General features: G+C 58.8%; 19 protein-coding genes and 1 pseudogene. 18 read left to right on the top strand and 2 right to left on the bottom strand.

The genetic code is table 11. From position 1 onward, the window contains the following. The first annotated feature begins 9 nt into the window (after positions 1-9). The 4 genes and pseudogenes from C3406_RS20245 to C3406_RS20230 all read left to right on the top strand — a co-directional run bounded on the left by C3406_RS20245 (position 10) and on the right by C3406_RS20230 (position 6,850). Positions 10-3,285 (top strand): annotated as a pseudogene (locus tag C3406_RS20245) (DUF5107 domain-containing protein). Positions 3,286-3,356: 71 nt separating this feature from the next. Then, positions 3,357-4,799 (top strand): sugar porter family MFS transporter, encoded by a 1,443-nt coding sequence (locus C3406_RS20240; protein ID WP_103824609.1) that lies wholly within the window; start codon positions 3,357-3,359, stop codon positions 4,797-4,799. Continuing rightward, complete coding sequence (locus C3406_RS20235; protein ID WP_103824610.1) at positions 4,799-5,632, top strand: aldose 1-epimerase; 834 nt, start codon at positions 4,799-4,801, stop codon at positions 5,630-5,632. Before C3406_RS20240 ends, C3406_RS20235 begins: the two co-directional genes overlap by 1 nt. An 81-nt stretch (positions 5,633-5,713) precedes the next feature. Beyond that, positions 5,714-6,850, top strand: a complete 1,137-nt coding sequence (locus C3406_RS20230) for a 3-phenylpropionate MFS transporter (protein ID WP_103824611.1) — start codon at positions 5,714-5,716, stop codon at positions 6,848-6,850. Here C3406_RS20230 and csiE read toward each other — a convergent pair. Beyond that, entirely contained in the window at positions 6,847-8,124 is a 1,278-nt protein-coding gene (csiE, locus tag C3406_RS20225; RefSeq protein ID WP_103824612.1) for a stationary phase inducible protein CsiE, read from the bottom strand. The two genes, C3406_RS20230 and csiE, sit on opposite strands and share 4 nt — an antisense overlap. 123 nt (positions 8,125-8,247) lie before the next feature. On the opposite strand from csiE, the gene C3406_RS20220 reads away from it, so the two are divergent. From C3406_RS20220 to C3406_RS20210, 3 genes are all read left to right on the top strand, one after another. Further along, positions 8,248-8,886, top strand: coding sequence for a DUF1007 family protein (locus C3406_RS20220; protein ID WP_103824613.1), 639 nt, complete (start codon positions 8,248-8,250; stop codon positions 8,884-8,886). After that, entirely contained in the window at positions 8,877-9,842 is a 966-nt protein-coding gene (locus C3406_RS20215) for a nickel/cobalt transporter (protein ID WP_103824614.1), read from the top strand. Before C3406_RS20220 ends, C3406_RS20215 begins: the two co-directional genes overlap by 10 nt. A 105-nt stretch (positions 9,843-9,947) precedes the next feature. Then, on the top strand, positions 9,948-10,775 hold the full coding sequence (locus C3406_RS20210) for a hypothetical protein (RefSeq protein WP_103824615.1): 828 nt from the start codon (positions 9,948-9,950) through the stop codon (positions 10,773-10,775). 71 nt (positions 10,776-10,846) lie between these two features. Here C3406_RS20210 and suhB read toward each other — a convergent pair whose 3' ends face one another. After that, positions 10,847-11,653, bottom strand: a complete 807-nt coding sequence (gene suhB, locus C3406_RS20205) for an inositol-1-monophosphatase (RefSeq protein WP_103824616.1) — start codon at positions 11,651-11,653, stop codon at positions 10,847-10,849. A gap of 124 nt (positions 11,654-11,777) precedes the next feature. On the opposite strand from suhB, the gene trmJ reads away from it, so the two are divergent. From trmJ to sseB, 11 genes are all read left to right on the top strand, one after another. After that, positions 11,778-12,506 (top strand): tRNA (cytosine(32)/uridine(32)-2'-O)-methyltransferase TrmJ, encoded by a 729-nt coding sequence (gene trmJ, locus C3406_RS20195; protein WP_103824617.1) that lies wholly within the window; start codon positions 11,778-11,780, stop codon positions 12,504-12,506. Between the two features lie 234 nt (positions 12,507-12,740). Beyond that, on the top strand, positions 12,741-13,232 hold the full coding sequence (gene iscR / locus C3406_RS20190; RefSeq protein ID WP_103180723.1) for a Fe-S cluster assembly transcriptional regulator IscR: 492 nt from the start codon (positions 12,741-12,743) through the stop codon (positions 13,230-13,232). A 116-nt stretch (positions 13,233-13,348) separates the two neighbouring features. Continuing rightward, positions 13,349-14,563: a cysteine desulfurase gene (gene iscS / locus C3406_RS20185; RefSeq protein WP_103180722.1), complete on the top strand. Its 1,215-nt coding sequence runs from the start codon at positions 13,349-13,351 to the stop codon at positions 14,561-14,563. Between the two features lie 23 nt (positions 14,564-14,586). After that, the gene (gene iscU / locus C3406_RS20180) at positions 14,587-14,973 is read left to right on the top strand and encodes a Fe-S cluster assembly scaffold IscU (protein WP_004866383.1); all 387 of its coding nucleotides are present in this window, start codon (positions 14,587-14,589) and stop codon (positions 14,971-14,973) included. Between the two features lie 15 nt (positions 14,974-14,988). Continuing rightward, positions 14,989-15,312 carry an iron-sulfur cluster assembly protein IscA gene (gene iscA / locus C3406_RS20175; protein ID WP_103180721.1) on the top strand — a complete coding sequence of 108 codons (324 nt, stop codon included), beginning with the start codon at positions 14,989-14,991 and terminating at the stop codon, positions 15,310-15,312. Between the two features lie 77 nt (positions 15,313-15,389). Beyond that, positions 15,390-15,905, top strand: a complete 516-nt coding sequence (hscB, locus tag C3406_RS20170; protein ID WP_039029730.1) for a co-chaperone HscB — start codon at positions 15,390-15,392, stop codon at positions 15,903-15,905. 14 nt (positions 15,906-15,919) lie between these two features. Then, positions 15,920-17,770, top strand: coding sequence for a Fe-S protein assembly chaperone HscA (gene hscA / locus C3406_RS20165; RefSeq protein WP_103824618.1), 1,851 nt, complete (start codon positions 15,920-15,922; stop codon positions 17,768-17,770). Between the two features lies 1 nt (position 17,771). Continuing rightward, positions 17,772-18,107, top strand: coding sequence for an ISC system 2Fe-2S type ferredoxin (gene fdx, locus C3406_RS20160; RefSeq protein WP_039029728.1), 336 nt, complete (start codon positions 17,772-17,774; stop codon positions 18,105-18,107). 1 nt (position 18,108) lies between these two features. Continuing rightward, positions 18,109-18,309, top strand: a complete 201-nt coding sequence (gene iscX / locus C3406_RS20155; RefSeq protein WP_032613119.1) for a Fe-S cluster assembly protein IscX — start codon at positions 18,109-18,111, stop codon at positions 18,307-18,309. Between the two features lie 59 nt (positions 18,310-18,368). Continuing rightward, complete coding sequence (gene pepB / locus C3406_RS20150) at positions 18,369-19,655, top strand: aminopeptidase PepB (protein ID WP_103824619.1); 1,287 nt, start codon at positions 18,369-18,371, stop codon at positions 19,653-19,655. A gap of 96 nt (positions 19,656-19,751) precedes the next feature. Then, positions 19,752-20,528, top strand: coding sequence for an enhanced serine sensitivity protein SseB (sseB, locus tag C3406_RS20145; protein ID WP_103824620.1), 777 nt, complete (start codon positions 19,752-19,754; stop codon positions 20,526-20,528).

Here is a 20,528-nt window from a genome sequence, read left to right as displayed (position 1 = left end):
AGAGTGAATATGTCTGGAGCAGTCAAGGTCTGGCGGGAGACCGTAGCATTACCGACGTGGACCACCGGCGCAGAAGATACCAACCCGATGTTCCTGGAAAAGCGCGTCTATCAGGGCTCCTCTGGCGCGGTCTATCCCTAAGGCGTGACCGATACCCTGACCGGCGTTCGCGAAACCCGCGATTACCAGGCCGTCTGGATGGAAAACGACTTCATCCGCATTATGCTGCTGCCGGAGCTGGGGGGACGTATTCATCGCGCGTATGACAAAGTCCAGCAGCGTGATTTCGTCTACTACAACGAAGTGGTGAAACCGGCGCTGGTGGGGCTGCTGGGGCCGTGGATCTCTGGCGGCATCGAGTTTAACTGGCCGCAGCACCATCGCCCAACCACCTTTATGCCTGTCGACGTCACCATTCAGGAGCAGGATAACGGGGCGCAAACCGTCTGGCTGGGCGAGGCCGAGCCGATGCGCGGCCTGCAGGTGATGACCGGGTTTACCCTTTACCCTGACCGGGCATTGATTGAGATCACCGGTAAAGTCTTCAACGGCAACGCCACGCCGCGCCACTTCCTGTGGTGGGCAAATCCGGCGGTGAAGGGCGGGGACGATCACCAGAGCGTCTTCCCGCCGGACGTCACGGCGGTATTTGACCATGGCAAGCGCGCCGTCTCTGCCTTCCCGATTGCCACCGGCACCTACTATAAAGTCGATTACTCGGCGGGCGTGGATATCTCCCGCTACAAAAACGTGCCGGTGCCAACCTCCTACATGGCGGAAAAATCGGACTACGATTTCGTCGGGGCATACCATCACGGCGAGCGCGGCGGCTTGCTGCACGTGGCCGACCACCACGTGTCGCCGGGGAAAAAGCAGTGGACCTGGGGTCATGACGATTTTGGCCGTGCCTGGGATCGCAATCTGACCGATGAAAACGGCCCCTATATCGAGCTGATGACCGGGGTGTTTACCGATAACCAGCCCGATTTCACCTGGCTTGCACCCTATGAAGAGAAAATCTTCGTGCAGAACTTCCTGCCCTATAGCGAACTGGGACAGGTGCAGAACGCCAACACGCAGCTGGCGCTTAAGCTGGAACGGTGTGAGCAGCAGCTTCACCTCGGCCTCTACGCCATCGCACCGCTGCATGATGTGCGGCTCGAGCTGACCGCCGACGAAAAACCGGTCTGGGAGACGCAGCTGACCCTGATGCCGGGCGAAAGCTGGCAGCAGGCGCTGCCGGATACCTGGCCGCAGCGCTTAACGTTGAGGGTGAAAGAGGCCTCGGGCCGCACGCTGCTCCACTACCAGGAGCATATCCCGCAGGAGACGCCGCTGCCGGATCCGGCCACCGCGCCCGCCATGCCGGAAGAGATCAGCAACAGCGACGAGCTCTATTTTATCGGGCAGCATCTGGAGCAGTACAACCATGCCAGCCGCTATGCGGAAGATTACTATCGCCGGGCGCTGGCGCTGGATGCTAACGACTATCGTAATAACGTCGCGCTGGGCACGCTGGCGCTCAACCGTGCCGACTGGACGCTGGCGCAACGCTGCGCCGAAGCCGCGCTGGTTCGCGCCCATCGTCTGAATAAAAACCCCCGCGACGGCGAAGCCAGCCAACTGCTGGCGACGGCGCTGGAGCGGCAGGGGCAGGACGACGCCGCATGGGATCACTACTACAAAGCCTCGTGGAGCGGAAACTGCCGTGATGCGGCTTTCTTATCCCTGGCGCGGCTGGCGATGAAACGCGGCAACTGTGCCGACGCGCTGGAAAAAGTTGATATCAGCCTTAGCGTCAACGCCAGCAACAACCTGGCGATGGGGCTGAAAGCCCTCGCGCTGGAAGAGGTTCAGGGCGAAGGTGCAGCGCTGGACTACATTCAGCGCTGTCTGCAAACCCATCCTCTGAGCTATGCCCTGCACTATGCCCGCTGGGCAATCAGCCGGGACGATGCTGCCCGTGACCAGCTGCTGCAGGTAACCGGTCGTCGCGGGGCCAATGCCTGCCTGCTGGCGGGATGGTTAATCTCGATGGGCATGCGTGACGCCGCCCGGGAGATGCTGGATCTGCTCGATAGCCAGGAGACGTTGCCCCAGCTGTGGCGGGCCGCCTTAAGCGACGATCCTGCTACCCGTGCCCGCTATATTGCCGCGGCGCGGCGCTGCGAGGCCAACCGGGTGCGTTTCCCGAATGCTCTTGATGAAGTGCAGATGCTGCAAACCCTGCACGACGACCCGTATGCCTGCTATCTGCTGGGGTGCTTTTGGTACAGCAAACGCCGCTATGACGATGCGGTGAAATGCTGGCAGACCACGCTGGCACAAGAGCCGGAGTTTGCCCCTACCCACCGCCTGCTTGGGATTTACGCCTGGAATAAACAGCACAACCTGGCGCTGGCGGAGCAGTGTCTGCAGCGCGCCGTGGCCCTGGAGCCGGAAAATCCGCGTTTCCTGTTTGAGCTTGATTATCTCAATAAGCTCACCGGGCAGCCGGTGGCGAAACGCCTCGCCATGCTCACCGAGCGGGAGCGCGTGGCGCTGAAGCGCGATGACCTCACCGCAGAGCTCCTGAGTCTGTGGAACGGTTCCGGGCGCTACGATGCTGCGGCGCAGGTACTTCAGGAGCGGCAATTCCATCCGTGGGAAGGGGGTGAAGGCAAAGTGACCGGGCAGTATCTGCTGAACCAGCAGCATCGTGCCCTGCAGCACATAAGCCGCGGGGAATTCCAGGAGGCGATGGCTCTGCTGCAGGCGGCATTGCACTATCCGCACAATCTGGGGGAGGGGCGTCTGCCGGGGCAAACCGATAACGATATCTGGTATCTGCTGGGGTACTGCCATGCGCAAAGTGGCGCACATGCCGACGCGCAACGCTGTTTTGCCCGGGCGGCACAAGGCGGCTCCACTCTCGATGCCGGACGCTACTACAACGATCAGCCGGCGGACTATCTGTTCTGGCAGGGGATAGCGCTGCGCCAGTTGGGCGATCCCGCCGCGGCGGAGCGCCACTTCCAGGGATTTCTGGCGTGGGTGCAGGCCCATCGCGACGACCTGCCCGAAGCGGATTTCTTTGCAGTTTCGCTCCCGGATCTGGTGGTACTGGATACGCCAGCGGGTCATCAGCACCAGCAGCATTGCCTGTTCATTGAGGCGCTGGGCTATGCAGGGCTGGGCGACCTCGCGGCCTGCAAACGCCTGTTGGGGAACTTACTGGCGCTGAACCCGGCCCATGACAAAGCGCATCTGATTCAGCATGCGCAGGCCACGGGCATTTTCCATTAACTGACCTCGCAGGTGGGGAAACCCACCTGTTAACCCTCTGTACCCTGCGTTTCCCTTAAAGAGGAATCAACATGAATAATAGTGCGCAGACACAACTGAAAATGGGCTACGTCTGGACTATCTGTCTGGTCGCCGCCTGCGGCGGCCTCCTGTTTGGCTACGACTGGGTGGTGATTGGCGGGGCCAAGCCCTTCTATGAAGCCTGGTTCTCGATTACCGACCCGGCGCAGTCCGGCTGGGCGATGAGTTCCGCCCTGGTGGGCTGTATCTTCGGGGCGTTGATCTCCGGCTGGTGTGCCGATAAATTTGGCCGCAAGCGTCCGCTTATCCTCTCGGCGGTGCTGTTCAGCGCCTCGGCGTGGGGCACGGCGGTGGCGAGCAGCTTTGACATGTTCGTAGTCTATCGCATCGTCGGCGGGGTCGGGATTGGCCTGGCCTCCGCCCTTAGCCCGCTCTATATCGCTGAAGTCAGCCCGGCGGAAAAGCGCGGTCGCTTCGTGGCCATTAACCAGCTGACCATTGTGGTGGGGGTGCTGGCGGCGCAGCTGATCAACCTGATGATTGCCGAGCCGGTAGCGCCAGGCGCCACCCAGGAGGCCATCGTTCAGACCTGGAACGGGCAGACCGGCTGGCGCTGGATGTTTGGCGCTGAGCTGGTGCCGGCCCTGGCGTTCCTGATCCTGATGTTCTTTGTCCCAGAATCGCCGCGCTGGCTAATGAAGGCGGGCAAGCCGGAACGTGCGCGCGCCATGTTAGAGCGTATTGGCACCCCGGCGTACGCCAGTCAGACCTTAAAAGAGATCGCCCACACCCTGGAGAAAGACACCCAGAAGGTGGCGTTCTCCACGCTCCTGCAACCGCAGGTCAAACCGATTGTTATCATCGGCATCGTGCTGGCGATGTTCCAGCAGTGGTGCGGGATCAACGTGATCTTCAACTATGCCCAGGAGATCTTCGCCTCCGCCGGGTTTGATATCAACGACACCCTGAAATCGATCGTGGCGACCGGCATCATTAATCTGGTCTTTACCCTCGCCGCGCTGCCGCTGGTGGATAAGATTGGCCGCCGCAAGCTGATGCTGCTCGGCGCCTCAGGCTTAACCATTATCTACGTGCTGATTGCCAGCGCCTACGCCATGAACATCATGGGCTGGCCGGTGCTGCTGCTGGTGCTGGCGGCGATTGCCATCTACGCCGTGACGCTGGCACCGGTCACCTGGGTGCTGCTGTCGGAGATCTTCCCCAACCGCGTGCGCGGCCTGGCGATGTCCGTGGGCACGCTGGCGCTGTGGATCGCCTGCTTCCTGTTAACCTACACCTTCCCACTGCTCAATGCCGGGCTGGGTGCGGCGGGGAGCTTCCTGCTCTACGGTGTGATTTGCGCGGCGGGCTATCTCTACATTCTGCGTAAAGTGCCGGAGACCAAAGGCGTGACGCTGGAGGCGCTTGAGGCACAGCTGGAAAAACAGCACGGCAAGGTTGCCTCCGCAAATCATGCTGAGCGCGTGCACTAATGGAAACGTTGTTGATTGAAAACGCGCATCTACGGATGCGCGTCAACCCGCAGGGCGGCGGGTTACAGGAACTCTTTTCCCTGACCTGCGGGCAGCCGGTGTTATGGGACGGCGGCGACAGTGCGCTGTTTCCGATGGTGCCGCTGGCAAACCGGGTGGCGGGGAATCGCTTCCGGTTTCAGGGGCGGGAGGTGGTGCTGCCGCAAAGTCCGGTTGATGAGCGCTTCTTCCTGCACGGTGACGGCTGGCAGTCGCGCTGGCAGATAGCTTCGCATTCCGACACGGCGTGCGTCCTCACCTTGCGCAGCCAGCATCAGTGCGGTTTTGATTATCAGGCCGGGTTGTGCTACCAGCTGCGCGGGAACGTTATGCGGGCGGAGCTGACGCTCACCCATCTTGGTCAGGCGCCAATGCTGTACGGCCTGGGCTTTCACCCGTGGTTCTGTTTTGATGCGCAAAGCCGCCTGCGCTTCTCCGCCAGCGGCTACTGGCCAGAAGGTGAACACCATTTACCGCAAGTCTGGCAGAGCGATATCCCGGCGGATATCGATTTCAGCACGCCACGCCATGGCGGCGATCGCTGGCTGAACGTCGGCTATTCCGGCTGGAACGGGGTGGCGACGCTGGAACATGATGTGATGAATATCACAATTACAGCGCAAACTCCGTGGCTGATGCTGTTCAGAATGTCGGGGCAATCGTTCTTATGCCTTGAGCCCCAGAGCCATCCGGTCAATGCCCACCATATGGCCGGGCAGCCTGGCCTGGTGGCGTTAGGCCGGGGAGAAAGCAGCCATTTTGCGATGGAAATCGCCGTCGAAAAGGCGCTCTGAAACTGTTAAACCGCGGTTAATACTCCCTTGCGCCAGCCCGTTTTTGCCGCCAGACTATCGCCTCCAAAACGGGAGGGATTCATGGTTTTGCATTCCACACGCTGGCTGGCGCTCAGCTACTTCACCTACTTTTTTAGCTACGGTATTTTTCTGCCTTTCTGGAGCGTCTGGCTCAAGGGGATTGGCCTTACGCCGGAGATGATTGGCCTTCTGCTGGGCTCGGGCCTGGTGGCCCGTTTTCTCGGTAGCCTGCTTATTGCGCCGCGCGTCAGCGATCCCTCCCTGTTAATCAAAGCCGTACGCGTGCTGGCGCTGCTCACCCTGGTGTTTATGGCCGGCTTCTGGGTAAGCCAGCAGTTTGCCTGGCTGATGGTGGTGATGGTGGGCTTTAACCTCTTCTTCTCGCCGCTGGTTCCGCTGACCGACGCTCTCGCCAATACCTGGCAAAAGCAGATCACCATGGACTATGGCAGGGTGCGGCTGTGGGGCTCGATTGCCTTTGTGATTGGCTCGGCGCTGGTGGGCAAACTGGTGAGCCTCTACGACTACCGCGCGATTCTGGCGCTGCTGAGCGTGGGGATCCTGTCGATGCTGCTCGGTATGCTGTTACGCCCGTCGGTGATGCCGCAGGGGGAGAGCCGTCAGCAGGAGAGCGCAGGCTGGCCCGCCTGGCGATCGCTTGTCGCCCAGAGCTGGCGTTTTCTGGCCTGCGTCTGTCTGCTGCAGGGGGCGCATGCCGCCTACTATGGCTTCAGCGCTATCTACTGGCAGGGAGCCGGGTATTCAGCCTCCGCTGTCGGCTATCTCTGGTCGCTGGGGGTGGTGGCGGAAGTGATTATCTTCGCCCTCAGCAACAGACTGTTTCGCCGCTTTAGCGCCCGGGACCTGCTGCTGTTATCGGCTCTCTGCGGGATTGTACGCTGGGGTCTGATGGGCTGGACCACGGCGCTGCCGTGGCTGATTGTGGCGCAGATCCTGCACTGCGGCACCTTTACGGTGTGCCACCTGGCGGCGATGCGCTATATCGCGGCGCGCGAAGGCAGCGACGTGATCCGCCTGCAGGCGGTCTACTCCGCCGTGGCGATGGGGGGCAGTATTGCCATCATGACCGTGTTTGCCGGTTTCCTTTACCAGCATCTGGGTCACGGGGTCTTCTGGGTGATGGCGCTGGTGGCGCTGCCCGCGGTTCTCCTGCGTCCGCGCGTGGCAGCGCACTAAGTTTCCAGCATGGCGCGAATATGTTCCTGCTGCTGCGCATTCAACGCCTCGACGGCATGGATGAGCGGCGGCGAGAACAGCGGCAGGGCGGTGGTGTAAGGTGTGACCACCAGGGCCGCTTCGCGCGGGGCCCCATCCTTCTGAAAAGACTGTAGCGTCACATAGCGAATGTTCAGCGGCAGCAGGGTCAGTTCCCGGAGCTGCTGTTCAATCAGCTCCTCGCACGCTTTATCCTCACCGGTCAGTAACACCACCTGCTTTTCATGCAGATCGGTCTCCTGCATCAGCCAGGCGCCAAAGATCACCGCCACCAGGCTCGCCTCCTCCTCGGAGAAACGCAGGCCGAATTCGGACTCCAGCTCAAACAGCACCTCCCGGGTGGTACGCATCAGGCGCGGATAGAGGCGGTGGATCTCCTCCGGCAGGCTGTTGTCGATGCCAATGCCAAACAGTGAGCGGTCCAGCGCCTGGGCAAGGTGGATATAGAGCTGAGCGGTCAGTCCCTGCTCGTCACTGAAATGCATTCCCGTTTGCCCGCGGAAGCGGTCGATCATCCGGGTAATGGCGCGGCGCAGGCGCTCATCTTCCTGGTGCGCATCGCGCAGCGGATCGGGGGTACGCAACATCATAAACAGCAGAGCCAGAAACAGCTGTTCATCCGCGTGGGGAACCTGCACCACGCGGCGCTGCCAGTGGCGTACAATCTCCTGCGCCATCAGATATTCGTTACGCGACTGGGTCCAGTTACGCTGAACCACAGTAAACTGCGGCGTCTGGCCCAGATGGTGCTGGAGCAGGCAGTATTGCAGGTAGAGCTGTAAAAACTGCGCGTCACGGCATTCAAACTGCCGTTGCAGGCGGCGGGAACAGAAATTGACCAGCGCCTGCAGGTTAGTGTCGTCATATAACGTGCGGGCGATGCCGAGCTGCTTTAGCGCGATCTTCAGAGATGGGGTAAACTGCTGCGCGATGAAGTGGGGGCAGAGGCGTAACGCCCGGCGCAACCAGTGCAGCAGGCATAAGCGTTGATTAAGGTGGCTACCTTCCAGCAGGTAGCAGCCATCATGCTGTGTCGCAATGTCGAGCTGGTGATAGCGCTGGATCTCCATGCGCATCTCGTCGATATCCTGCCGGCAGAGGGCATCATCGACGCCATTGATTTCACCGATGCTTTGCAGAGTGGCGCGAAAGCCTGGCACATAGAGCATCAACAGAACCTGGCAACGGCGCTGCGAACTGGAAAGTGCAGATGGCATTTCGAGAGTCGTCATCATCTGTCGGGTTCCAGTTAGGGTGTTTGATAAGAATAGCTAAAGGATGTACGCCATAGCACGGGATGCCGGGCTTTCCTTCAGGAATGCGGGTGAACATCACAGAATTTTTGACGTGAGGATGAGATGCAAATAGTTAAACGCAGCGCAACTGCGCTTTTTTTGGCGGTTTTGTCTTTTTCCGCCGTCGCGCACCCTCACAGCTTTATCACCCTGAAAACGCAAATCATGGTGAAGGATGAGCAGGTAACCGGCCTGAAAATGCGCTGGGTGATGGACGAGCTAACATCCGCCGATCTGCTTTATGATGCCGGGAACGCAAAGCCCGGGGATGAAATCTGGAAAAAACTGGCGGCGGAGGTCATGGCTAACGTGCTCGGCCAGCACTACTTTACCGAGTTCTGGCATAACGGGGAAAAGGTGAAATTTCTTAATCGCCCCACTCAGTACGGTATGAGCCGCGTGGATCACCAGGCGGTGCTGACCTTTATTCTGCCGCTGGCGGAGCCCCAGCCGCTGGCCAGACAAAAGTACACCTTCTCGACCTTCGATCCCTCTTATTATGTCGACATGAGCTATGCCGAGGATAATGACGTGACGCTGCCTGACGGCCTGAAAAGTCAATGCGCCCTTACTATTGATACCCCGGAGCCCAGCGATGAGACGCTCAACTTTGCCAGCTCGCTGGATAAAGACGATGCCCCGCCGGAAGATATGAATCTCGGCAAACAGTTTGCCCAGACGGTGACCTTACAATGTCAGTAATGCGCGCGCGACGTGGGTGGGATCTCTGGCCGCTGGCGCTGTTCCTCGTTGTGGCGGCGGCGGGGGCCGTGTGGTTATGGCAGGCGTGGCCGCAGGTGATGCGTCAGAGCATTCTCTGGCAGCGGGAGGTCAACCAGCAGATGAGCGGTTTGCTGAAAGCGGTGGCCGACAACCCGACGGCAGCAGGCGGAACACTGCTGATCTTCAGCTTCCTCTATGGCGTGCTGCACGCGCTGGGGCCGGGGCATGGCAAAATTGTGATCACCACCTGGCTTGCCACTCATCCTTCAAAACTGAAATCGAGCATCGGCTTAACCCTGGCCTCCTCCTTATTACAGGGGGGCGTGGCGATCGCCCTGGTGGTGGGGGTATTAATGCTGCTGCGGCTCCCGGCGCGGGATCTGCATATGAGCAGCTTCTGGCTGGAGAAAGGCAGCTACGCCCTGGTGGGCGTGCTGGGGATTATGCTCTGCTGGCGGGCGCTGAAAAAACTACGCGCCTTGCTGCGCAAACCGACCTTCAAAGCCTTTACCCCGCACCACGTTCATGACGCAAACTGCGGCTGCGGCCATCAACATTTGCCTACGCCGGGGCAGATGCAGGGCGCGGATGACTGGCGGGCGCGGCTGATGATTATCCTGTCGATGGGGATGCGGCCCTGTTCCGGAGCCATTATGGTGCTGCTGTTCAGTAAGGTGATCGGCGTATTCAGCTGGGGTGTGGCCTCGGCGCTGGCGATGGCGGCAGGAACGGGGTTAACCATCTCTTCACTGGCACTGCTGGTGCACGGCTTTCGTCATCTGGCGGTCAGGCTCAGCGGCAATAAAACGCCGGTGCTGTGGCGACAGGTCGGATGGACGACGCTGGCATTAGCGGGCGGTGTGGTGTTGCTGGTGGCGGCGGTCATCATGTGGCTGAGCGCGGTGCCGGTGGGAAGGGGGCTAAGGCCGTTTTAGTCGTCCCTGCCGGGCAAAAATCCCAAAATGGCGGGACATGATTGTCGCTTCGACAGGGATGTTTTAGTTTGCAGCTTTGCTTTGGGGTCATGACAAGGAGTCACGATGACCGATCATAATGTTACTGTTTCAACGCGCTATCTCTGGTTCGCCGCCGGGTCCGGCCTGCTGCTCGGCCTGGTTATCGTCTTCTTCTGGCCCGAACTGGCAAGCTGGTGGCCTGAAGATCTTCCCCGCATCTATTCCATTTTCTATTTTCTTATCGGTATGGGGCAAACCAGCATCGACACGCTTCCGCTCGCGATGTACGGCAAGCTGCTGGTGGCCGGTTTTGTGCTGGCGTTTCTGCATCCCGGCTACAGCAAAAAACCACTCGTCGCCTGGATGCTGCATAACCAGCCTTCGGCCAGGCAATTTTTTGACTGGATAGTGCGCAGCTGGATCCTGCAGTGCGGGTTTTTTGTCATTGTTTTCTGGCGCATCGGATTTACGCAGAATCTCTCCCACGAGGCATTGCTGCGCTTTGGCGCAGCGTTCAACTACGTCTGCTATTTCGCCACGCTGGTACTGGGCGTGTTACTGGTGCGCGATGCCCTGTGCTGGCGGAAAAGCGCTGCAAGTCCCCGCAGCAATATTCGCCTGCCGCTTATTTTCGCGCTGAGCTTCTATATGCCGTCACAGATCGTATGGCTACTGCTGGGCGCGCGGGAGTATGATTTGATCCTGACAGGATGGCTATTGTTTGTGCCCGTCATGATTGGCGTGCTGTTAGCCAGACTGGCGACGGACGGTATCGCCTGTTTGCTGCATCAGTGGCTGGGGGAGGTGCGGTGTCAAAAAGGGTGGCGGTATTTTGCGCTGTTTAACGGCATGGTGGTGCTGGTGATGGTCACCAATACCTTCATTCATATTCTGCTGTCACTGCTGAAGTAATCGTTAATGGCCTGAGGGCGGGGCAGGGCAGGAAAAGAGGCGGGGGAAGGATCTTCACCCGCCCGCTGAGATTAACGCTTCAGCGCTTCGCTCAGTTCGTCACGCATGTTCGCCAGCATCGCTTTCACAACGCGTGGGTTACCCGCAACGATGTTGCCGGACAGCATGTAGTTGTGGCCACCGGTGAAATCGCACACCAGCGCGCCCGCTTCACGCGCGATCAGTTCGCCAGCGGCGAAGTCCCACGGCTTGAGGCCAATCTCGAAGTAACCATCAACGCGGCCAGCGGCAACGTAGGCCAGATCCAGCGCAGCGGAGCCGGTGCGGCGGAAGTCGGCGCACTCGGTGAACAGTTTGCCCAGAATTTTCATGTAGGCAGGGGCGTGCTGTTTGGCTTTGAACGGGAAGCCGGTCGCCAGGATGGTGCCGTCGAGGTCGCGAGCGTTGGTGCCGCGCAGACGGTAGCCGTTCAGCTGTGCGCCCTGACCGCGGGTAGCGGTGAAGAGTTCGTTACGCATTGGATCGTAAACCACGGCCACTTCGGTACGGCCTTTGATGCGTACGGCGATAGAAACAGCGAAGTGTGGGAGACGTTTAACGAAGTTGGTGGTGCCATCCAGTGGATCGATAACCCATTGAACATCCTGATCCTCGCCTGCATGCTCACCGCTTTCTTCGGTGATGATGGTGTGCTGCGGGTAAGATTTGCGAATGGTGTCGATAATTACAGCTTCTGCTGCTTTATCAACGTTGGTCACAAAGTCATTGCTGCCTTTCTGGCTGGTTTCTACGGAATCAGGTGTTTCGTAGTGTTTGGCAATTACATTACCCGCCTTGCGCGCTGCGCGCACGGCGATGGTCAACATTGGATGTTGCATCGGTTACTCTCACTGGATGTTAAAGAACGGGGAAACGAAAACGGCGCAGAGTATAGCAGCGGGATCGGCATATGTCTTCCGTTTATGATAACATCATCGAATATTCTCCATACTCAGAAAAATTATGCTGCAAAATATCCGAATCGTGCTGGTCGAAACATCGCATACCGGCAACATGGGCTCCGTGGCCCGCGCTATGAAAACCATGGGCTTAACCAATCTCTGGCTGGTTAACCCGCTGGTCAAACCCGACTCTCAGGCCATTGCCCTCGCGGCAGGCGCCAGCGACGTGATTGGCAATGCCCAGATCGTCGACACCCTGGATGAAGCCTTAGCGGGTTGTAGCCTTGTGGTGGGCACCAGCGCGCGTTCCCGAACCCTGCCGTGGCCGATGCTCGACCCGCGTGAATGCGGGCTGAAAAGCATCAGCGAAGGCCAGCATGCGCCGGTGGCGCTGGTGTTTGGTCGCGAGCGCGTGGGGCTGACCAACGATGAGCTGCAGAAGTGCCACTATCACGTCGCCATTGCCGCCAACCCGGAGTACAGCTCGCTGAACCTGGCGATGGCTGTGCAGGTTATCGCCTATGAGGTGCGTATGGCCTGGCTGGCAACCCAGGAAAAAGGTGTTCCGGCCGCGCAGGAAGAGACGCCTTATCCGCTGGTGGACGATCTGGAGCGCTTCTACGGCCATCTGGAGCAGACCCTGCTCGCTACCGGCTTTATCCGCGCCGGTCATCCGGGTCAGGTGATGAACCGTCTGCGCCGCCTCTTTACTCGCGCCCGTCCGGAGAGCCAGGAGCTGAACATCCTGCGCGGTATTCTGGCGTCGATTGAGCAGAAGAATAAAGAGTAGGGCTCATGCCCGGCGGCGCTGCGCTTGCACGGGCCTACGGACCTGTAGGCCGGGTAAGCGAAGCGCCACCCGGCAAAAACAGATGAACGCACAGAAGGTTAAATACCTGACTAAATCAGTCAAGTAAATAGTTGACCATTTTAGTCAGGAATGTCAGACTTGGCCCTGCTATGCAATACCCCCACTTTACAATAAAAAACCCCGGGCAGGGGCGAGTTTGAGGTTAAGTAAGACATGAGACTGACATCTAAAGGGCGTTATGCCGTGACCGCGATGCTGGACGTTGCGCTCAACTCCGAAGCGGGCCCGGTTCCATTGGCTGATATTTCTGAACGTCAGGGAATCTCCCTCTCTTATCTGGAACAGCTTTTTTCCCGACTGCGTAAAAATGGCCTGGTTTCCAGCGTTCGCGGTCCTGGCGGTGGTTATCTGTTAGGTAAAGACGCGGGCAGTATTGCGGTTGGTGAAGTGATTAGCGCAGTTGACGAATCCGTCGACGCGACCCGTTGCCAGGGTAAAGGCGGCTGTCAGGGCGGCGACAAATGCCTGACGCACGCGCTGTGGCGCGATCTGAGCGACCGTCTGACCGGTTTCCTGAACAATATCACCCTCGGTGAGCTGGTCAATAACCAGGAAGTTCTGGACGTATCAGGCCGTCAACACAGCCACGATTCCCATCGTAATACCCGCGCGCAGGACGCTATCGACGTCAAATTACGCGCGTAATAAAAAGATAAGTATTTCAGAATCAGGCCGGGGCGTAACGCCCCGCGTACTCGGTCGTACATCCAGCCGGTTGCCTGATTCCTTGCATTGAAGCGATGTACGGAGTTTATAGAGCAATGAAATTACCGATTTATCTCGACTACTCCGCAACCACGCCGGTGGACCCGCGTGTTGCCGAGAAAATGATGCAGTGTCTGACCCTGGACGGAAACTTTGGTAACCCAGCTTCCCGTTCACACCGTTTTGGCTGGCATGCTGAAGAGGCGGTAGATATCGCCCGTAATCAGATTGCCGAGCTGGTTGGTGCCGACCCGCGTGAAATTGTTTTCACCTCTGGCGCAACCGAATCCGATAACCTGGCGATTAAAGGTGCGGCTAATTTCTACCAGAAAAAAGGCAAGCACATCATCACCAGCAAAACTGAACACAAAGCCGTGCTGGATACCTGCCGTCAGCTGGAGCGTGAAGGGTTTGAAGTAACCTACCTCGCTCCGCAGCGCAACGGTATCATCGACCTGAAAGAGCTCGAAGCGGCAATGCGTGACGACACCATTCTGGTCTCCATCATGCACGTTAACAACGAAATCGGCGTGGTGCAGGATATCGCGACAATCGGCGAGCTGTGCCGTGCGCGCGGCATTATCTATCACGTGGATGCGACCCAGAGCGTGGGCAAACTGCCTATCGATCTGAGCCAGCTGAAAGTGGATCTGATGTCCTTCTCCGGCCACAAAATCTATGGCCCGAAAGGTATCGGCGCGCTGTACGTGCGTCGTAAGCCACGTATCCGCATCGAATCCCAGATGCACGGCGGTGGTCACGAGCGCGGCATGCGTTCCGGTACGCTGCCTGTTCACCAGATCGTGGGCATGGGTGAAGCTTACCGTATCGCCAAAGAAGAGATGGAAACCGAGATGGCGCGCCTGCGTACGCTGCGTAACCGTCTGTGGGAAGGCGTGAAGGATATGGAAGAGGTCTACCTGAACGGCGATCTCGAGCAGGGCGCACCGAACATCCTCAACGTCAGCTTCAACTATGTTGAAGGCGAGTCGCTGATCATGGCCCTGAAAGACCTGGCCGTCTCTTCCGGTTCTGCGTGTACTTCCGCAAGCCTGGAGCCGTCCTACGTACTGCGTGCGCTGGGCATGACCGATGAACTGGCACACAGCTCTATCCGCTTCTCTTTAGGTCGTTTTACTACCGATGAAGAGATTGACTACACCATCCAACTGGTTCGCAACTCCATTGGCCGTCTGCGTGACCTTTCTCCACTGTGGGAAATGTACAAAGAAGGCGTGGATCTGAACAGCATTGAATGGTCACATCACTAATCGGTTTGTAAGGAGAATTCAGCATGGCATACAGCGAAAAAGTTATCGATCATTACGAGAATCCACGTAACGTGGGCTCCTTCGACAACAGCGACGATAGCGTGGGCAGCGGCATGGTGGGTGCACCAGCGTGTGGCGACGTGATGAAGTTGCAGATTAAAGTCAACAATGAAGGTATCATTGAAGACGCGCGCTTCAAGACCTACGGTTGCGGTTCCGCGATCGCGTCCAGCTCCCTGGTCACCGAGTGGGTGAAGGGCAAGTCTCTGGACGAAGCGCAGGCGATTAAAAATACCGATATTGCTGACGAACTCGAACTGCCGCCGGTGAAAATTCACTGCTCTATCCTGGCGGAAGATGCGATCAAAGCCGCAATTGCGGATTACAAAAGCAAACGTGAAGCAAAATAATTAGTTGAGGTTGTTATGTCGATTACCCTTAGCGACAGCGCTGCCGCGCGAGTAAGCGCCTTCCTGGCAAACCGTGGCAAAGGCTTTGGCCTGCGACTGGGTGTGCGCACCTCCGGTTGTTCCGGTATGGCGTATGTACTGGAATTTGTTGACGAACCTGCGGCGGAAGATACCGTGTTCGAAGACAAAGGCGTGAAGGTGGTGGTCGATGGTAAAAGCCTGCAGTTCCTGAACGGCACTCAGCTGGACTTTGTTAAAGAAGGTCTTAACGAAGGGTTTAAATTCACCAACCCGAACGTGAAAGACGAGTGCGGCTGCGGCGAAAGCTTCCACGTATAATTGCGCATCACCTGTTAACCCCACCGCAGCCAGGCTGTGTGTGGGGTTTGCTTTAATCAGCTAACCCTGAGATTGTTATGGATTACTTTACCCTCTTTGGGTTACCAGCCGGGTATGAAATTGATACTCAGGCGCTGGCGGCCCGTTTCCAGGATCTGCAACGTCAGTATCACCCGGATAAATTCGCCAGCGGCACGCAGGCGGAACAACTGGCGGCGGTGCAGCACTCTGCGACCATCAATCAGGCGTGGCAAACCCTGCGCAATCCGCTGAGCCGGGCAGAATATCTGCTTTCGCGTCACGGGTTTGATCTCTCCAGTGAGCAACACACCGTCCGCGATACCGCGTTCCTGATGGAACAGCTGGAGCTGCGTGAAGAGCTGGATGAGATTGAACAGGCCAAAGATGAAGCCCGTCTGGAGCGCTTTATCAAGCGCGTAAAAGGGATGTTCGATACCCGCCATCAGCAGATGGTTGACCAATTGAATAACGAGACGTGGGACGTGGCAGCGGACAGCGTTCGCAAGCTGCGTTTTCTCGATAAACTGCGAAGCAGTGCTGAACAACTCGAAGAAAAGCTGCTCGATTTTTAATTTCGGAAGCGATTATGGCCTTATTACAAATTAGTGAGCCAGGTTTAAGTGCCGCACCGCACCAGCGTCGTCTGGCGGTGGGCATCGACTTAGGCACCACAAACTCGCTGGTGGCGACCGTGCGCAGCGGCCAGGCTGAGACGCTGGCGGATGCGCAGGGTCAACATCTGTTGCCTTCTGTGGTCCACTATCAGCCTCAGGGCCACAGCGTGGGCTTCGATGCCCGCGCCAATGCCGCGCAGGATCCTGCCAATACTATCAGCTCGGTAAAACGCATGATGGGCCGCTCGCTGGCGGATATCCAGAACCGTTATCCCCATCTGCCGTATCAGCTGCAGGCAAGTGAAAATGGCCTGCCGATGATCGCCACTGCCGCAGGGTTACTGAACCCGATCCGTGTCTCTGCCGATATCCTCAAGGCGCTGGCCGCCCGCGCCACCGCGACCCTTTCAGGCGAGCTGGATGGCGTGGTGATCACCGTTCCGGCCTATTTCGATGACGCCCAGCGTCAGGGCACCAAAGATGCCGCGCGTCTGGCGGGCCTGCATGTGCTGCGCCTGCTCAACGAGCCGACCGCAGCCGCCATTGCCTATGGTCTGGACTCCGGCCAGGAAGGGGTGATCGCGGTATTCGATCTCGGCGGCGGGACTTTTGATATCTCCATTCTGCGCCTGAGCCGCGGGGTGTTTGAAGTGCTGGCGACCGGCGGCGACTCTGCCCTCGGCGGTGACGACTTCGACCATCTGCTGGCGGATCACATCCGCGAGCAGGCGGGGATTGCCGACCGCAGCGACCTGCGCGTCCAGCGCGAGCTGCTGGATGCGGCCATTGCCGCTAAAATCGCCCTCAGCGATGCCTCCTCCGTGACCGTTGAGGTGGCGGGCTGGAAAGGCGACGTCAGCCGCGAGCAGTTCAATGAACTGATTGCCCCGCTGGTGAAACGCACCCTGCTGGCCTGCCGCCGTGCGCTGAAAGATGCGGGCGTGGAAGCCGAAGAGGTGCTGGAAGTGGTGATGGTTGGCGGTTCAACCCGTGTGCCGCTGGTGCGTGAGCGCGTGGGCGAGTTCTTTGGCCGCACGCCATTAACCTCTATCGATCCGGATAAAGTGGTCGCCATCGGCGCCGCTATCCAGGCCGATATTCTGGTCGGCAACAAGCCGGACAGCGAAATGCTGCTGCTGGACGTCATCCCGCTCTCCCTCGGGTTAGAAACCATGGGCGGCCTGGTGGAGAAAGTGATCCCGCGTAACACCACCATTCCGGTAGCCCGCGCGCAGGAGTTCACCACCTTTAAAGATGGCCAGACTGCAATGTCGATCCACGTGCTGCAGGGCGAGCGCGAGCTGGTTCAGGACTGCCGTTCGCTGGCGCGTTTCGCCCTGCGCGGCATTCCGGCGCTGCCTGCAGGCGGGGCGCATATCCGCGTCACCTTCCAGGTGGATGCGGATGGCCTGCTGAGCGTCACGGCGATGGAAAAATCGACCGGTGTCGAATCCTCCATTCAGGTGAAACCGTCCTACGGTCTGACCGATAATGAGATCGCCACCATGATTCAGGACTCAATGAGTTTTGCTGAGCAGGATGTGAAGGCGCGTATGCTGGCCGAACAGAAAGTCGAAGCCGCACGCGTGCTGGAAAGCCTGAACAGCGCACTCACTGCTGATGCCGCGCTGCTAAGCGCCGCTGAACGTCAGGCCATTGACGATGCCGTCGCACAGTTGATTGCGGTGGCCGAAGGCAATGACGCTGGCGCCATAGAACAAGCGATTAAAAACGTTGATAAACAAACCCAGGAGTTTGCCGCTCGTCGTATGGACCAGTCTGTCCGTACCGCGCTGAAAGGCCACTCCGTGGACGAGGTTTAATATGCCAAAGATTGTTTTTCTGCCACATGCGGACCTCTGTCCGGATGGCGCAGTTCTGGAAGCTGAGACCGGCGAAACCATCCTTAACGTTGCCCTGCGTAACGGTATTGAAGTGGAACACGCCTGTGAAAAATCCTGTGCCTGCACAACCTGCCACTGCATCGTCCGCGAGGGGTTTGACTCCCTGGCGGAGAGCACAGAAGATGAAGACGACATGCTCGATAAAGCATGGGGTCTGGAGCCGGAAAGCCGCCTGAGCTGTCAGGCGCGCGTCACCGATGAAGATCTGGTGGTCGAACTTCCGCGTTATACGCTTAACCACGCACGCGAGCATTAATATGGGACTGAAGTGGACAGACAGCCGTGAAATCGGCGAGGCGCTGTACGACGCCAACCCGGATCTTGATCCGAAGACCGTACGCTTCACCGATATGCATCAGTGGATTTGCGATCTGGAAGAGTTTGACGACGATCCCAACGCATCCAATGAAAAAATTCTGGAGGCGATTCTGTTAGTCTGGCTGGACGAAGCAGAATAAAAACGTAACGGGCTGCCTTCAGGCGGCCCGTTTGCTTGTTGCTCATAAGGAAAAATAAAATGACCGAAGCGATGAAGATTACGCTCTCTACTCAGCCTGCCGATGCGCGCTGGGGTGAAAAAGCCACTTACAGCATCAACAACGACGGTATTACCCTGCACCTGAACGGCAGCGACGATTTAGGCCTGATCCAGCGCGCGGCGCGTAAAATTGACGGCCTGGGCATTAAACATGTGTTACTCGACGGCGAAGGCTGGGACACCGATCGTAGCTGGGCCTTCTGGGCAGGCTATAAAGGGCCAAAAGGCAGCCGTAAAATTGAGTGGGCTAACCTGGATGAAGCTGGCAAGAGCGAGCTGGAAAGCCGTCTGACCATTATCGACTGGGTGCGCGACACCATCAACGCCCCGGCGGAAGAGCTGGGTCCGGAGCAGCTGGCGCAGCGCGCCGTTGATCTGCTGAGCAAGGTGGCGGGCGACAACGTCTCTTACCGCATCACCAAAGGCGAAGATCTGCGCGAGCAGAACTATATGGGCATCCACACCGTGGGTCGCGGCTCTGAGCGCCCGCCGGTGCTGCTGGCGCTGGACTACAACCCAACCGGCGATAAAGCGGCCCCGGTATTCGCCTGCCTGGTCGGGAAGGGCATTACCTTTGATACCGGCGGCTACAGCCTGAAGCAGAGCGCGTTCATGGACTCTATGAAGTCGGACATGGGCGGCGCGGCGACCATCACCGGTGCGCTGGCGTTCGCCATCACCCGCGGCCTGAACAAACGCGTGAAGCTCTACCTTTGCTGCGCCGACAACATGGTCAGCGGTAACGCCTTCAAGCTCGGCGATATCATTCGCTACCGCAACGGCAAAAACGTCGAAGTGATGAACACCGACGCCGAAGGCCGTCTGGTGCTGGCGGATGGGCTGATCGATGCCTCGGCGCAAAAACCAGAGCTGATTATCGACATGGCGACCCTGACCGGGGCGGCGAAAACCGCGCTGGGCAACGACTACCACGCGCTGTTCAGCTTCGACGACAAGCTGGCCAACCGCCTGCTGGCGAGCGCCGCCGCCGAGAACGAGCCGTTCTGGCGTCTGCCGCTGGCCGAGTTCCACCGCAGCCAGCTGCCGTCGAACTTTGCCGAGCTGAACAACACCGCCAGCGCGGCCTATCCGGCAGGGGCAAGCACCGCCGCCGGTTTCCTGTCGCACTTTGTCGAGAACTATCGCGAAGGCTGGCTGCACATCGACTGCTCCGCGACCTACCGTAAAGCGGCGGTTGAACAGTGGTCCGCGGGCGCGACCGGTCTGGGCGTGCGTACCATCGCCAACCTGCTGACGGCTGAGTAATCTTTTTCGCCGGGTGGCACTACGCTTACCCGGCCTGGGAAACCCGTAGGCCCGTGCAAGCGTAGCGCCGCCGGGCAATTGTGAAGTAGCCAAATTATGTCAGAAACCAAAAACGAATTAGAAACCCTGCTGGAGAAAGCGGCCACCGAGCCTGCCCATCGTCCGGCATTCTTCCGCACGCTGCTGGAATCCACCGTCTGGGTGCCCGGTACGGCGGCGGAAGGCGAGCAGGTTGTTGAGGACAGCGCCCTGGATCTGCTGCACTGGGAAAAAGACGACGGCACCTCGGTGATCCCGTTCTTCTCCTCCCTTGAGGCCTTACAGCAAGCCGTTGAAGATGAGCAGGCGTTCGTGGTGATGCCGGTGCGCACCCTGTTTGAGATGACGCTGGGCGAAACCCTGTTTCTGAACGCCAAACTGCCGACCGGAAAAGAGTTCACCCCGCGTGAAATCAGCCATCTGATTGGCGAAGAGGGCAACCCGCTTAGCACCCAGGAGGTGCTGGAGGGCGGCGAGTCGCTGCTGCTGTCGGAAGTGGCCGAGCCACCGGCGCAGATGATCGACTCCCTGACCACCCTTTTCCAGACCATCAAGCCGGTCAAGCGCGCGTTTCTCTGCTCCATCAAAGAGCAGGCTGACGAACAGCCGGTACTGCTGATTGGTATCGAGGCGGATGGCGAGATCGACGACATCATTCAGGCCGCGGGCAGCGTGGCGACCGACACCCTGCCGGGCGACGAGCCGATCGATATTTGCCGGGTAGTGGCGGGGGAGAAGGGCATCAGCCACTTTATCACCGAGCACATCACGCCATTCTATGAGCGCCGCTGGGGTGGCTTCCTGCGCGATTTCAAAAACAACCGTATTATCTGA

It is taken from the genome of Leclercia sp. LSNIH8 (assembly GCF_002920195.1).
Classification (GTDB): Bacteria; Pseudomonadota; Gammaproteobacteria; order Enterobacterales; family Enterobacteriaceae; genus Enterobacter.
This window is presented reverse-complemented; position numbering and strand designations above follow the sequence as displayed.

What these genes read in the sequence shown, in the direction of transcription:
- C3406_RS20240 (WP_103824609.1), top strand. Translation starts at nt 3,357, where the DNA reads ATGAATAATAGTGCGCAGACACAACTGAAAATGGGCTACGTCTGGACT.
- C3406_RS20235 (WP_103824610.1), top strand. Translation starts at nt 4,799, where the DNA reads ATGGAAACGTTGTTGATTGAAAACGCGCATCTACGGATGCGCGTCAAC.
- C3406_RS20230 (WP_103824611.1), top strand. Translation starts at nt 5,714, where the DNA reads ATGGTTTTGCATTCCACACGCTGGCTGGCGCTCAGCTACTTCACCTAC.
- csiE (WP_103824612.1), bottom strand. Translation starts at nt 8,124, where the DNA reads ATGATGACGACTCTCGAAATGCCATCTGCACTTTCCAGTTCGCAGCGC.
- C3406_RS20220 (WP_103824613.1), top strand. Translation starts at nt 8,248, where the DNA reads ATGCAAATAGTTAAACGCAGCGCAACTGCGCTTTTTTTGGCGGTTTTG.
- C3406_RS20215 (WP_103824614.1), top strand. Translation starts at nt 8,877, where the DNA reads ATGTCAGTAATGCGCGCGCGACGTGGGTGGGATCTCTGGCCGCTGGCG.
- C3406_RS20210 (WP_103824615.1), top strand. Translation starts at nt 9,948, where the DNA reads ATGACCGATCATAATGTTACTGTTTCAACGCGCTATCTCTGGTTCGCC.
- suhB (WP_103824616.1), bottom strand. Translation starts at nt 11,653, where the DNA reads ATGCAACATCCAATGTTGACCATCGCCGTGCGCGCAGCGCGCAAGGCG.
- trmJ (WP_103824617.1), top strand. Translation starts at nt 11,778, where the DNA reads ATGCTGCAAAATATCCGAATCGTGCTGGTCGAAACATCGCATACCGGC.
- iscR (WP_103180723.1), top strand. Translation starts at nt 12,741, where the DNA reads ATGAGACTGACATCTAAAGGGCGTTATGCCGTGACCGCGATGCTGGAC.
- iscS (WP_103180722.1), top strand. Translation starts at nt 13,349, where the DNA reads ATGAAATTACCGATTTATCTCGACTACTCCGCAACCACGCCGGTGGAC.
- iscU (WP_004866383.1), top strand. Translation starts at nt 14,587, where the DNA reads ATGGCATACAGCGAAAAAGTTATCGATCATTACGAGAATCCACGTAAC.
- iscA (WP_103180721.1), top strand. Translation starts at nt 14,989, where the DNA reads ATGTCGATTACCCTTAGCGACAGCGCTGCCGCGCGAGTAAGCGCCTTC.
- hscB (WP_039029730.1), top strand. Translation starts at nt 15,390, where the DNA reads ATGGATTACTTTACCCTCTTTGGGTTACCAGCCGGGTATGAAATTGAT.
- hscA (WP_103824618.1), top strand. Translation starts at nt 15,920, where the DNA reads ATGGCCTTATTACAAATTAGTGAGCCAGGTTTAAGTGCCGCACCGCAC.
- fdx (WP_039029728.1), top strand. Translation starts at nt 17,772, where the DNA reads ATGCCAAAGATTGTTTTTCTGCCACATGCGGACCTCTGTCCGGATGGC.
- iscX (WP_032613119.1), top strand. Translation starts at nt 18,109, where the DNA reads ATGGGACTGAAGTGGACAGACAGCCGTGAAATCGGCGAGGCGCTGTAC.
- pepB (WP_103824619.1), top strand. Translation starts at nt 18,369, where the DNA reads ATGACCGAAGCGATGAAGATTACGCTCTCTACTCAGCCTGCCGATGCG.
- sseB (WP_103824620.1), top strand. Translation starts at nt 19,752, where the DNA reads ATGTCAGAAACCAAAAACGAATTAGAAACCCTGCTGGAGAAAGCGGCC.